Here is an 11,865-nt window from a genome sequence, read left to right as displayed (position 1 = left end):
GGCCAGCGCCAGCGCGGTGTTGGTGAGCGGCGTGCAGGCCTGCAACTGCGCGGCCAGCCGCGCCAGCCGGGGGGAAGGGCCGGCGGCGCTGCGGCGGGCGGCCAGCACGGTGTCATAGGCGGTAGTCATGGCCGCTTCCATATCGCGCCGCGCGCTCATGGTGCGCGAGGTGCCGATGGCGGCGAACATGGCCGCCAGCTTGCGGTAGGCCATGGCCACCGCGGCGCGCTCGGGCGCTATCGGGTTGACCACCCAGCCCGTCAAGGTCAGCGCCAGGCCGAACAGGCCGCCGGCTCCCACCAGGACAGAAGGCAGCCAGGGCGGCAGGGGCGACGTCAGGCTGGCGCCGACGATCACGTAGACGGCGAATTGCAGCGTGGCGACGGCGGCGATGTTGTTGAAGGTGCCGACCAGGCTGGCCGCAAGCACCAGCAGCGTCATCGCGGCGGAGGTCCACAGGCCGTGTCCGGCGATCAAGGTGCCCAGGAAATACCCCAGCGCGCCGCCGAACACGGTGGAGCCGATGGACAGCGCGCGGTTGCGGTAGGGGCCGCCGTTGTCGCCGGTGATGGCGGGCAGCGCGCCCAGCGCGACCAGGGCCGCGGCCGCGCTCTGGTCCAGCGCCAGGCCTACCGCCGAGGGCAGGCCGATGGCCAGGGCGGCGCGCAGCGCCACCCAGCGGCTGACGGGCGAAGGCTCCATGTGCGCCAGGCTCATCAGCCAACGCATGTTGGAGCCGCGTGCGGCATGCTTCAGCGAGGAGTGGAACATGGCGGCCTCGTGGCGCGGCCTGGCAATCAGGCCTTGATCAGCGGCGCCTCTTCGGGCGCGGCCAGGCGGAAATAGTCTTCCGTGTTCAGGAGGATGGAGGCGTCCAGGCGCCCCGCATTGAACACGATTTCACCATGGCGCAGGCGCAGGCTGGGATCCACCAGCAGGTGCAGTTCGGGGTTGAAGGTGAAGGGGGGAATGGCGCCGATTTCGCAGCCGGTGAGTTCGCGCGCCAGGTCCTGCGACGCCAGCGAGGCCTTCTTGCCGCCCGCCGCGCGGGCGATGGCGTCCAGGTCGGCCTGCTTGTCGGCGGGAAACACCGCCAGCACGTTCTTGCGCTGGTTGGAGGATATCTTCACGCGGCAGACCAAGGCCTTGGCGCCCTGGCTGACTTCGGTGCCGCGGATCGCCGCGACCTCGACGGAGCGGCCGGCCGCGGCGTGTTCAATCAGGCGGTAGCGGGCCTGGTTCAGGACAAGCAGGGCTTGCAGGCGTTCGAAGACTTCCATGTCGGCGCGAAGGTGGTGCGTGGCGGGCGCAGGCCGGGAGTCGGCCTCGTACGCCGCATGATACGCCCGCCGCCGGCCGCGCCGGCGGGTGCGCTCTTGAAGCCCAGCCCGATGGCCCTAGATTTCCCCGGTGAAGGCGTAGCCCCAGCCCCAGACGGTGCGGATAGGCAGTTCCAGGTTCAGGTCCTGCGCCTTGCGCCGCAGGCGGCTGACCAGCACGTCGGTGCGGCGGATGGTTTCATGGCCGCTGTGCGGATCCGTGCCCGGGTCGGCGCGCGGCAGGCGCTTGTCGGCGGACGCCGTCAGCCTCAGCAGGAATTCCCGCTCGGCCAAGGTCAAGGCCAGCCGCGTGCCTTGCGGACTGACCAGGGTCCAGGCGGCGTCATGGAATTGCCATTTGCCGGCCGCTTCGCTCGGCACGGGCTGTAGCGGGCGCGGTTCTGCGTCCGCGGCGCGCCTGGCGACAGCAGGAATACGGCGTACCAGCGCCTGCAGCGCGGCCGCGATTTCCGCGGCGCACACGTCGGGCGGCAGGCAGACGTCGGCGCCGCAATGCAGGCCGAGGATGCGGTTTTCAGGGGTATCGAAGGCGGATACGGCGACGATGCCGGCGGTGGTGTCCATGGCGCGCAGGCCAGCCACCGCCATGCAGAGATCGGAGAGTCCGGCTTCCATCACCAGCAATGGAGTGCGGTGGGCCTGGAACAGCCGGAACAGGCTGTTGGAGTCTTCGCACAGCCGGGGCGAGAAGCCCATTTCCGCCAGCGCCGCGCTGCGCTGCGCGCGTACCTCGGGGGCGGGAGAGAAGACGATCAGGTCTAGTAGGTCATTCATGAATCGTTGTGATCTGTGCAGCATGAGCGCATGCATGATGCATCGGATACAGCGGTTTCCTAAACCTCGCACAACGCCATTTTTTTGCCCGAATTCTCGGACATGGTTACGCATTGCGCGCAGACGGCACCGTTATGGTGCGTCCGCGGTCGTTTCGTTCCACCAACCGCCGCCCAATGCCTGCAGCAGGGCGGCGGTGTCGGCATGGCGCGCCGCGTCCGCAGCGGTGCGCGCGATGCGTGTCTGCAACAACTGGCGCTGGCTATCCAGCAGGCTGAGATGGCTGATGCCGCCGGCCTGGTAGCGGCCTTGCGCGATGCGTTCGGCCTCGTCGGCGCGGCGCCATGCCTCGTCGCTGGCCTGGTAGGCATCACCGTCGGTCTGGACCGCACGCAAGGCGTCGGCCACCTGGCGAAAGCCCTCCAACACTGTTTGACGGTAACTGGCCGCCGCCGCATCGTAGGCGGCCTCGGCCGAGCGCGTGCGCGCGCGCAGTTCGCCGCCGTGGAACAGCGGCTGGACCAGTCCCAGGCCCAGACTCCAGACGTTCAGGCCATTGGACAGGTCGCCCACGCGGGTGCGCTGCGAGCCAAAGCTGGCGGTCAGGGTGAATTGCGGATACTGGTTGGCGACGGCCACGCCCACATTGGCCGAGGCCTGGCGCCACAAGGCCTCGGCCGCCAGTATGTCGGGCCGCTGACGCGTCAGGGCCGAGGGCACGCCGATGGGCACGTCGGCCGGCAGCGTCAGGTCGGCCAGCCGCAGGGGAGCGGAGCGCAGATCGGCCGGCGCCCGGCCCAGGTAGGCCGCCAACTGGTGCGTGGCCTGCGCCAGTTGGTACTCCAGCGGCGGCAGCGTCGCCCGCGTCTGCGCGACCAGCAGCTCCTGGTTGCGCAGGTCGGCCTCGGAAACGCCGCCCGCCTGCTGGCGCTGGCGCATGATGTCCTGCTGCCGCGCCTGGGCCGCCAGCAGCTCGCGGGTGTCGGCCAGGCGTTCGTTCAGGTCAGCCTGGCGGATGGCGGCGGTGACCACGTTGGCGGCCAGCGACATGCGCGCGGCCTGCAGCTCATGCGCCTGGTAATCGACCTGTGCGCCCAGTCCTTCCAGCGCGCGGCGGTTGCCGCCGAACACGTCCAGCGTGTAGGACACGTCGATGGACGCGTTGTAAAGCGTGAAGGGCGGGGGCTGCTCGGCTACCGGCACGCCGAAGGCCGAGGGGTCCACTTTTTGGCGCGTCACCGACAGGTTGCCGTCGACCTTGGGCAGCATGCGGCCGCCGGTTTCGGCGTTCAGGTCTTCACCGGCCTGACGCAGGCGCGCGCGCGCCTGTTCCAGCGTGGGGCTGGCTTGCAGCGCCTGCCGCACCAGTTGATCCAGCGTCTCGGAGCGGAACAACTGCCACCATTGCGCCGGGATGTCGGCGTCGGCCTGCAGGCGCTGCGCGTCCGTGGACGCAGCGGACATGCGCGGCGCGGCGTAGGCGTCGACCTGCGGCGGCGCAGGCCGTTCGAAGTCCGGTCCGACCGCGCAGCCCGCGAGCAGCGCGCACAGGACCGGCGCGGCCAGCCTGTGTGCGGCGGCGGACGGAAAGGGCAGGGGCGTAGGGCGGGACATGGCGGTTCAATCCAGGGTGCGGCGGTAGAACTTCACGGCGGCGGTCATGACGACCAGGGTAAACAGCAGCAGCGGCCAGATGCTGGGCCACAGGTCCCACCAGCCGTTGCCCTTGAGCAGGATGCCGCGGATCAGCCGGTTGAAATGCGTCAGCGGCAACAGGTTGCCCAGGTATTGCGCCCACAGCGGCATGCCCTGGAAGGGGAACATGAAGCCGGACAGCAGCATGTTGGGCAGGAAATAGAACATGGTCAGCTGCATGGCCTGCAACTGGTTCTGCGCCAGCGACGACAGGGTGATGCCCACCGTCAGGTTGGCGGCCACGAACACCAGCGCCGACAGGTATACGGCCAGCAGCGAGCCCTGGAACGGCACGTGGAATACGAAGTGCGCGGCCAGCAGGATGATGCTGGACTGGATCAGGCCGATCGCGATGTAGGGCACGATCTTGCCCGTCATGACTTCGATCGGCCGCACCGGCATCGCCAGCAGGTTTTCCATGGTGCCGCGTTCGCGCTCGCGCGTCATGGCCAGGCCGGTCATCATCACCAGCGTCATGGTCAGGATCACGCCCATCAGGCCCGGCACGGTGTTGTATTGCGAGATCTGCTCTTCGTTGTAGAGCTGGTGCACCAATACGTCGAAGGGCGGTTGGCCGCCCGCCAGGTTGGCCAGCGGGCCGGTCAGGTCCTTGGTCGCGACGGCCTGCGACAGCTGCGTGGCCGCGCCTATGGCCAGCCCGGTCGCCATGGGGTCGGTGGCGTCGGCCTCGATCAGCAGCGCCGGGCGCTCGCCGCGCAGCAGCTTGCGGCTGAAGTCCGGCGGTATGGTCAGCACGAACAGCACGCGGCCCTGGGCCAACGCCTTGCGCCCGGCCTCCTCGGTGTCCAGTTCCTCGACGATGTGGAAATAGTCGGACGATTTCATCGCCGCGACGAAGCTGCGCGTGAAGGGGCTGTGGTCGGCGCTGATGACCGCCGTCGGCATCTGCTTGGGATTGGTGTTGATGGCGTAGCCGAACAGCGCCAGCTGCATGATGGGCAGGCCCACGATCATGCCGAAGGTGATGCGGTCGCGGCGCAGCTGCAGGAACTCCTTGAGCACCATGCTCCACCAGCGCGACCAGGAAAAGCCTTGCAGATGGCGCATCATGGCCGGCTCGCGAAATTGTCGGTGGAACGCTTCATCAGATAGATGAAGACGTCCTCCAGGCTGGTGTCGATGCGTTCCAGGCTCAGGTCCTGGCCGGCGATGGCCTCCCGGAGCGTACGTTCCAGCAGCGCCGCGTCGCGGCCGCTGATGTGCAGGGCGGAGCCGAAGGCCACGGTCTGGTCCACGCCCGGCGCGCCGCGCAGCCGCTGCGCCAGCGGCACCAGGTTGTGGCCGTGGATGGCCCAGGTGGTCAGGCCTTGTTCGGCGATGACGTCCTCGGCCGTGCCCTGCGTCAGCAGCTTGCCGTAGGAGATGTAGGCCAGCTTGTGGCAGCGCTCGGCCTCGTCCATGTAATGCGTGCTGACCAGCACCGAGATGCCGCGCGCCGCCAATTCATGCAGCTGCTCCCAGAAGTCGCGGCGCGCGGTCGGGTCCACGCCGGCGGTGGGTTCGTCCAGCAGCAGCAGTTTCGGCTGATGCAGCAGGCAGGCCGCCAGCGCCAGGCGCTGTTTCCAGCCGCCGGACAAGGATCCCGTCAGCTGTTTGGCGCGGCTTTGCAGGCCCAGGTCTTCCAGCGCGCGGTCCACCGTGGCTTTGCGGTCGGGCATGCCATACATGCGCGCCACGAAATCCAGGTTTTCGCGTATGGTCAGGTCGTCCCAGTAGGAGAACTTCTGCGTCATGTAGCCGACGTGCCGCTTGATCTGCTCGCTGTCGCGCAGGATGTCGTATCCCAGGCAGGTGCCGCTGCCCGAGTCTGGCGTCAACAGGCCGCACATCAGGCGGATGCAGGTGGTCTTGCCGCTGCCGTTGGGACCCAGAAAGCCGAAGATCTCGCCTTCGCGCACCTGCAGCGACACGTCGTTGACGACGTGCTTGTCGCCGAAGCGCTTATTCAGCCCGTGCACGTCGATGACGTATTGCCCGGCGGGCGCTTGCGTGGCGGCCGGCGCGTTCATTGCGGCGTCGCCTCGACTGGTTGGCCGGGATGCAGCCGCGTGGCGGCTTCGGGCGCGGGCCGGGCCTGCACCATGTAGACCAGTTTGCTGCGGCTTTCGCGGCTGTAGATCACGGGCGGCGTGTATTCCGCCTGGGTCGAGATGTAGTCGATGCGCACGGGGATGGGATCGCCGCAGGCATCGCAGCGCACCGTGGCCTGCTGGCCCACCTTCAGCGCGCCCAGCGCTTCTTCCGGCACGAAGAAGCGCACCTTGATATTGCCCGGCGGTAACAGGCTTACGACCGGACTGCCCGCGGGCACCCATTCGCCCACGCGGTACAAGGTATCGAACACCAGTCCCGCGGCCGGCGCGGCCAGGCGCTTCTGCGCCAGCGTCCATTCCGCCTGGGCCAGGGCCGCCCTGGCCGCGTCCACCTCGGCTGCCTGGGCGCGGCGCTGTTCGTCGCGGCCGGGCAGGCGGGCCACTTCCAGCTGGGCCTGCAGTTCGCGCACCCGCGCCGCGTCCGACTGCGCCTGTTCGCGGCTGTCGTCCAGCTGAGCGCGGGCGATGCCGCCGATGCGGAACTGGTCGGTGTCGCGCCGCAGTTGCGCCGCGGAGCGACGGCTGGCGGCCTCGGCCTGGGCCAGTTGGGCGCGGCTGACGTCGACTTCCGCGGGGCGTTTGCCGGTGGCGATGTCTTCCTGCTGCGCCACGGCGGCGGCCAGTTGTGCGCTGGCCTGGTCGCGCGCCGCGATTTCGCGCGTGGCCTCCAGTGCGAACAGCGGCGCGTCGGCCGCCACTTGCTGGCCGCGCCGAACCGGCAGTTCGGCCAGCCTGCCGGCCTCGGAGGACGCCACGTAGACGTATTCGCCTTCGGCGTAGCCCTGGAAGAAGGCGTGCTCGTCCTTGCCGCAGCCGCCCAGGGCGAGCAGGACCAGCGAGCAGGCGGGCAGGGGGCGGCGCAAGACGGGATGGATGCGCATGGTCAGCGTCCTGGAGGAGCGGAAGTCGAAACGGACGGCGAGAACAGGCCGCCCGTCAGCATGGCGATCGCGTGGGCCGCGATCGCGCGGGTGTCGATGGATTGCGCCTGGGCGTCGTCCTGCAGCACGCGCCGCCACAGGCTGGAGGTGGCCAGCGGCAGCAGGGTCAGGCCCAGGATGGAAAGAAACACCAGGCGCGGTTCCACGCCCGGCGTGATGGCGCCCATGCGCTGGCTGGCGGCGATCAGCCCGGAGAACGCCTGCAGTCGCTCGGCCGGCAGATGGCGCAGCACGCGGTCACGCAATTGGCCGCCTTCATTGACGACCTCATGCAGCCACAGCGCTGGCAGCCAGGGGCGCTCGGCGGCGCTTTGCACCAGGCGGCCGACGACCTCGGTGATGAAGGCGCGCACGGCGGCCGGAGGATCGGCCGCCGGATCCTGTGCCTGCGGCACGGGCGACCAGACAAAGCCGATGACCGGCACGATCCGCTCCAGCACCACCGCATCTATCAACTGTTCTCGGCTCTTGAAGTAGTAGTGCACCATCGCCGACGTGACGCCCGCGCGTTGCGCGATATGCGTAAGCGTGGTTGCAGCGACGCCCTGGGCTGCGAACAAGCCGGTGGCGACATCCAGCAGATTGGCGCGGGCGGCGGCGTTGTCGGGGCGCGGCGGGCGGCCGGGCCGGCGAGGGGCCGTGGAGGAATCGGAGCGGGATTGAGGACACATGCGGCATATGTTAATTAAATTATTAATTAATTAAAAGAGGGGCAGCGTCCAGGGTTACGCATCGGCGGCGCGGGCATCGATGGTGTAATGGGCCGGTACCCCATCCCGCCACCCGGGCTGTTCCCGCAAGGCCCGGGCGGCTTCCTTGCAGGAGGCTGGACCGTCATGCCGCAATCGTCTTCCATCAACCGTCGCATCGTGCTCGCCGCGCGCCCGCAGGGCGAGCCGGCGGACAGCGATTTCCGCCTGGAAACCGACGAAGTTCCACAGCCGGGGCCAGGCCAGGTGCTGCTGCGCACCGTGTACCTGTCGCTCGATCCCTATATGCGCGGCCGCATGAGCGACGCGCCGTCCTATGCCGAGCCGGTTCAGGTAGGCGCGGTCATGGTCGGCGGCACCGTCACGCGGGTCGAGGCCTCCAACCACCCCGACTATCGACCGGGCGAGTGGGTGCTGGCGCAATCGGGCTGGCAGGATTACGCGCTGTCCGATGGGACCGGCCTGCTGCGCCTGGGGGCCAATCCCCAGCATCCCTCCTATTCGCTGGGCGTGCTGGGCATGCCGGGCTTTACCGGCTACATGGGCCTGCTGGACATCGGCCAGCCCAAGGCGGGCGAGACCGTGGTGGTGGCCGCGGCCAGCGGCGCGGTGGGCGCGGTGGTCGGCCAGATCGCCAAGATCCACGGCTGCAAGGTGGTGGGCATCGCCGGCGGCGCGGACAAGTGCCGCTACGTGGTCCAGGAACTGGGCTTCGACGACTGCCTGGACCACAAGGCGCCCGATCTGCCGGGCCGTCTGGCGCGCGCCGTGCCGCAGGGCATCGACGTGTACTTCGAGAACGTGGGCGGCGCGGTCTTCGATGCGGTGCTGCCGCTGTTGAACCCGCGCGCGCGGATACCGGTCTGCGGCCTGATATCGGCCTACAACGCCACCAGCCAGCCGCAAGGTCCGGACCGCCTGGGTCTGCTGATGCGCACCATCCTCACCAAGCGCCTCAAGATGCAGGGCTTCATCATCTTCAACGAGTACGCGCACCGCTACGGCGAATTCCGCGAGGCGATGGAAGGCTTGATCCAGCAAGGCCGCATCAAGTACCGCGAGGACGTGGTCGACGGGCTGGAGAACGCGCCGCGCGGCCTGATCGGCCTGCTCAAGGGTGAAAACGCCGGCAAGCGCATCGTGCGCGTCGGCCCGGATGAAAGGAGCGCCACATGAACATCCTGATCGTGCTGACTTCCCACGACACGCTGGGCAACACCGGCCGCAAGACCGGATTCTGGCTGGAGGAATTCGCCGCGCCGTACTACGCGTTTGTCGACGCCGGCGCCCAGGTCACGTTGGCTTCGCCCGCGGGCGGACAGCCGCCGCTGGATCCCAAGAGCGACGACCCCGACGCCCAGACCGACGATACGCGGCGCTTTCGCCAGGACCAGGACGCGCAGCGGCAGTTGGCTGCCACGCTGCGGCTTGCGCAGGTGCAGGCGGCCGACTACGACGCCGTCTTTTACCCCGGCGGCCACGGCCCCTTATGGGACCTGGCGGAAGATCCGAATTCGGTCGCGCTGATCGAAACCATGCTGGCGGCGGGCAAGCCGGTGGCGGCTGTGTGCCATGCGCCCGGCGTGTTGCGCCATGCCAAGACGGCCGACGCCAAGCCGCTGGTGCAGGGCAGGCAGGTCACCGGGTTCTCCAATGCGGAAGAGGCCGCGGTGCAGCTGAGCGACGTGGTCCCGTTCCTGGTGGAAGATGAACTCAAGCAGTTGGGCGGGCTATACAGCAGCGGTCCCGACTGGCAGCCGCATGTGGTCGGCGATGGCCTGCTGGTCACGGGCCAGAATCCAGCGTCTTCCGTGGGCGTGGCGAACGCGCTGCTGGACAGGTTGAAGGGCTGAGGCTGGGCGCAGCCGGGTCCGTTGCGCGGCAAGCCTGCGGGCGGCCCGGTTCTGCTTTGCCCCGGGGCGCGGCATCTGATCGGCAAGAATTGCTGCGTAATGTGTCAGAATCGCGACCTTTTGATACGACGCAACGCGGCACGACCCGCTTGCGCGCGATGACCGATGCCTCCAGACGTACCCGAATATCCTGCTGGTTCCTGCGTGGCGGCCTTGTTCGCCGCCATGCGGGCGCGCGACGCTGCCACAGGCCGCCATTCTGAAAGAGTTGTTGCGCTGAGCGTGGCGCTGGCCCGGGCCTGTGGCCTGTCGGAAATGGAGCAGGAAGCAATCGCGGTCGCCGCCCGCCTGCACGACATCGGCAAGATCGGCACGCCGGACCGGGTGCTGTATTCCCCCAAGCGCCTGGAGCGGGACGATTGGGAAATCATGAAGGCGCACGCCGCGGTGGGCGCCGACATCATCATGCACAGCGATATTCCGCAACGCGAACCGATCGCGCTGGCGGTGCGCCACCACCACGAGCATTTCGACGGTTCGGGCTATCCGGCCGGCTTGTCCGGCGAGGATATTCCGCTGCATTCGCGCATCATTTCGCTGGCCGATTCCTACGATGCCCTGGGCGATGCGCGGCCCTATCATCCCGCGCGCACGCACGCCGAGATCATGCGCATCCTGAATCAGGAGGCCGGTTCCAAATGCGACCCGGCGCTGTTGCGCACCTTCGAGGCCATGATCCAGAACAGCCCGCTACGAGTCCCGTAGGAGATGGGTGCAGCGCGTGCTTGCGAGCGCAACAACGCCGCTCGCAAGCACGCTCAACGCATTGCCCGCCGTGCTACTTGAGCCGGTAATTCGCCGCGACTACTTCCAGGTCCTGCAGCGTGCGCTGCTGCCACGCGGCGTCGTGCCCCAGCTCTTCCGCGAGAATGCGCGCCACTTCCGGCGCGGCCAGCATGGCGGCTTCGCTATCCAGGAAGAGGGCGCGATTGCGCCGCGCCAGCACGTCCTCGGCGCTGCGCGCCAGTTCGTAGCGCGCGGCGAAACGCACGTGCGCTTCCGACAGGCCGCTGCTCTTGACCAGCATGCGTTCGGCGCCGGGCAGCGCCTTCAAGGCCGGCAGGTCGCTGCCGTAGTAGCTGTCCGGCGTGCCGGCATGTTCTTGCGAAGGCGCCAGGCCGGCCGCGCCATGCAAGGGCAGCGATTCCGTGCGGCAGCTGGCCTGCGTCAGCAACTGGTGCTGGATGGCCGTGTCCACCACGTCCTGCGCCATGCGGCGGTAGGTGGTCCACTTGCCGCCGGTGACGGTCACCAGCCCGGCCTTGGACACCAGGATGGTGTGCTCGCGCGACAGGGCCTTGGTGGAGGCTTCGCCGGTCGCCTTGACCAGCGGACGCAGTCCGGCCCAGACGCTGGTGACATCGTCGCGCGTGGGCTTGCGGCTGAGGTAGCGCGCCGCCGTGCTCAGGATGAAATCCACGTCCTGGGCGCCAGCCTGCGGATCCAGCGGCAAGTCGTCGCGCGGCGTATCGGTGGTGCCGACGATGGTGTGGCCGTTCCATGGCACCACGAACAGCACGCGGCCGTCGTCGGTCTTGGGGATCAGGATGGCGCGCTTGCCCGGCAGGAAATCCTGCGGCAAGGTCAGGTGCACGCCCTGGCTGGGCGCGACCATGGTTTGCGCATTCTTGTCTTCCATGCGCCGCACCGCGTCCACCCAGACGCCGGTGGCGTTGACCACGCAGCGCGCGCGCAGCGTGAAGCTGGCGCCGCCGATCGCGTCCTGCACGGTTACGCCGTCGACCTTGCCGCCCGTCATGGTCAGGCCGGTGGCGCGCATGTAGTTCACCGCCGTGCCGCCCAGGTCGAACAGCGTGCGCATCAGGCTCATCGCCAGGCGCGCGTCGTCGAACTGGCCGTCGTAATACAGCACGCCTCCCTTGAGGTTCTTGCCCTGCACGTTCTCAGCCAGGGTGGGCGCGTTGGCCAGCGTGTCGCGACGCGACAGCCAGCGGCTGGGCGCCAGGTTCAGCTTGCCGGCCAGCATGTCGTACATCTTCAGGCCGATGCCGTAGAAGGGCTGGTCGAACAGGTTGTAGGCCGGCACCACGAAGCCCAACGGCCACACCAGGTGCGGCGCGTTGCGGTTGAGCAGGCCGCGTTCATGCAGCGCTTCGCGCACCAGGCTGACATTGCCCTGCGCCAGATAGCGCACGCCGCCGTGCACCAGCTTGGTGGCCTTGCTGGAGGTGCCCTTGGCGAAGTCCGCGCCTTCGATCAACAGGGTGCGATAGCCGCGCGAGGCGGCATCGACGGCAGTGCCCAGGCCGGTCGCGCCGCCGCCGATGACGATCACGTCCCAGGAGTGCGTGTTGTCCAGCGTGTTCAGGAGACGGTTGCGGTCGGGCGGGGCGACGGAGGCTAGCGGTTGGTTCATG

General features: G+C 68.6%; 11 protein-coding genes and 1 pseudogene. 3 read left to right on the top strand and 9 right to left on the bottom strand.

Translation table 11 applies throughout. The features are described 5' to 3' along the window. From WBB14_RS31390 to WBB14_RS31355, 8 genes and pseudogenes are all read right to left on the bottom strand, one after another. Window positions 1–771: pseudogene (locus WBB14_RS31390) on the bottom strand (FUSC family protein); the annotation flags it as partial. A 26-nt stretch (window positions 772–797) separates the two neighbouring features. Further along, the gene (locus WBB14_RS31385; protein ID WP_424243241.1) at window positions 798–1,280 is read right to left on the bottom strand and encodes a YbaK/prolyl-tRNA synthetase associated domain-containing protein; all 483 of its coding nucleotides are present in this window, start codon (window positions 1,278–1,280) and stop codon (window positions 798–800) included. Between the two features lie 117 nt (window positions 1,281–1,397). After that, window positions 1,398–2,114, bottom strand: coding sequence for a DNA-binding response regulator (locus WBB14_RS31380; protein WP_424243240.1), 717 nt, complete (start codon window positions 2,112–2,114; stop codon window positions 1,398–1,400). 132 nt (window positions 2,115–2,246) lie between these two features. Then, on the bottom strand, window positions 2,247–3,728 hold the full coding sequence (locus WBB14_RS31375; protein WP_424243239.1) for an efflux transporter outer membrane subunit: 1,482 nt from the start codon (window positions 3,726–3,728) through the stop codon (window positions 2,247–2,249). A 6-nt stretch (window positions 3,729–3,734) separates the two neighbouring features. After that, entirely contained in the window at window positions 3,735–4,880 is a 1,146-nt protein-coding gene (locus WBB14_RS31370; protein ID WP_424243238.1) for an ABC transporter permease, read from the bottom strand. Continuing rightward, on the bottom strand, window positions 4,877–5,839 hold the full coding sequence (locus WBB14_RS31365; protein WP_424243237.1) for an ABC transporter ATP-binding protein: 963 nt from the start codon (window positions 5,837–5,839) through the stop codon (window positions 4,877–4,879). The genes WBB14_RS31370 and WBB14_RS31365 overlap by 4 nt, the downstream gene beginning before the upstream one ends. Then, window positions 5,836–6,804 (bottom strand): HlyD family secretion protein, encoded by a 969-nt coding sequence (locus WBB14_RS31360; protein WP_424243236.1) that lies wholly within the window; start codon window positions 6,802–6,804, stop codon window positions 5,836–5,838. Before WBB14_RS31360 ends, WBB14_RS31365 begins: the two co-directional genes overlap by 4 nt. A 2-nt stretch (window positions 6,805–6,806) precedes the next feature. Beyond that, window positions 6,807–7,535, bottom strand: coding sequence for a TetR/AcrR family transcriptional regulator (locus WBB14_RS31355; RefSeq protein ID WP_424243235.1), 729 nt, complete (start codon window positions 7,533–7,535; stop codon window positions 6,807–6,809). A gap of 165 nt (window positions 7,536–7,700) precedes the next feature. Between WBB14_RS31355 and WBB14_RS31350 the strand changes: the two genes are divergently transcribed. From WBB14_RS31350 to WBB14_RS31340, 3 genes are all read left to right on the top strand, one after another. Beyond that, a complete protein-coding gene (locus WBB14_RS31350; RefSeq protein WP_424243234.1) occupies window positions 7,701–8,750 on the top strand; it encodes an NADP-dependent oxidoreductase in 1,050 nt (349 codons plus the stop codon). Further along, window positions 8,747–9,427, top strand: coding sequence for a type 1 glutamine amidotransferase domain-containing protein (locus WBB14_RS31345; RefSeq protein ID WP_424243233.1), 681 nt, complete (start codon window positions 8,747–8,749; stop codon window positions 9,425–9,427). Before WBB14_RS31350 ends, WBB14_RS31345 begins: the two co-directional genes overlap by 4 nt. A gap of 165 nt (window positions 9,428–9,592) precedes the next feature. Continuing rightward, the gene (locus tag WBB14_RS31340) at window positions 9,593–10,192 is read left to right on the top strand and encodes an HD-GYP domain-containing protein (protein ID WP_424243232.1); all 600 of its coding nucleotides are present in this window, start codon (window positions 9,593–9,595) and stop codon (window positions 10,190–10,192) included. 73 nt (window positions 10,193–10,265) lie between these two features. Here WBB14_RS31340 and WBB14_RS31335 read toward each other — a convergent pair whose 3' ends face one another. Then, on the bottom strand, window positions 10,266–11,864 hold the full coding sequence (locus tag WBB14_RS31335; protein ID WP_424243231.1) for a glycerol-3-phosphate dehydrogenase/oxidase: 1,599 nt from the start codon (window positions 11,862–11,864) through the stop codon (window positions 10,266–10,268). Window position 11,865: the final 1 nt, after the last annotated feature.

The sequence above is a fragment of the Achromobacter sp. genome (assembly GCF_049647645.1).
In the GTDB taxonomy this organism is placed as follows: Bacteria; Pseudomonadota; Gammaproteobacteria; order Burkholderiales; family Burkholderiaceae_B; genus Achromobacter.
Note: the sequence above shows the minus strand (reverse complement) of the source record. Positions and strands in the feature narration are given on the sequence as shown.

Excerpts from the sequence above, each read along its gene's own strand:
- WBB14_RS31355 (WP_424243235.1), bottom strand. The coding sequence starts at position 7,535 with ATGTGTCCTCAATCCCGCTCCGATTCCTCCACGGCCCCTCGCCGGCCC.
- WBB14_RS31385 (WP_424243241.1), bottom strand. The coding sequence starts at position 1,280 with ATGGAAGTCTTCGAACGCCTGCAAGCCCTGCTTGTCCTGAACCAGGCC.
- WBB14_RS31375 (WP_424243239.1), bottom strand. The coding sequence starts at position 3,728 with ATGTCCCGCCCTACGCCCCTGCCCTTTCCGTCCGCCGCCGCACACAGG.
- WBB14_RS31350 (WP_424243234.1), top strand. The coding sequence starts at position 7,701 with ATGCCGCAATCGTCTTCCATCAACCGTCGCATCGTGCTCGCCGCGCGC.
- WBB14_RS31360 (WP_424243236.1), bottom strand. The coding sequence starts at position 6,804 with ATGCGCATCCATCCCGTCTTGCGCCGCCCCCTGCCCGCCTGCTCGCTG.
- WBB14_RS31335 (WP_424243231.1), bottom strand. The coding sequence starts at position 11,864 with ATGAACCAACCGCTAGCCTCCGTCGCCCCGCCCGACCGCAACCGTCTC.
- WBB14_RS31365 (WP_424243237.1), bottom strand. The coding sequence starts at position 5,839 with ATGAACGCGCCGGCCGCCACGCAAGCGCCCGCCGGGCAATACGTCATC.
- WBB14_RS31340 (WP_424243232.1), top strand. The coding sequence starts at position 9,593 with ATGCCTCCAGACGTACCCGAATATCCTGCTGGTTCCTGCGTGGCGGCC.
- WBB14_RS31380 (WP_424243240.1), bottom strand. The coding sequence starts at position 2,114 with ATGAATGACCTACTAGACCTGATCGTCTTCTCTCCCGCCCCCGAGGTA.
- WBB14_RS31370 (WP_424243238.1), bottom strand. The coding sequence starts at position 4,880 with ATGATGCGCCATCTGCAAGGCTTTTCCTGGTCGCGCTGGTGGAGCATG.
- WBB14_RS31345 (WP_424243233.1), top strand. The coding sequence starts at position 8,747 with ATGAACATCCTGATCGTGCTGACTTCCCACGACACGCTGGGCAACACC.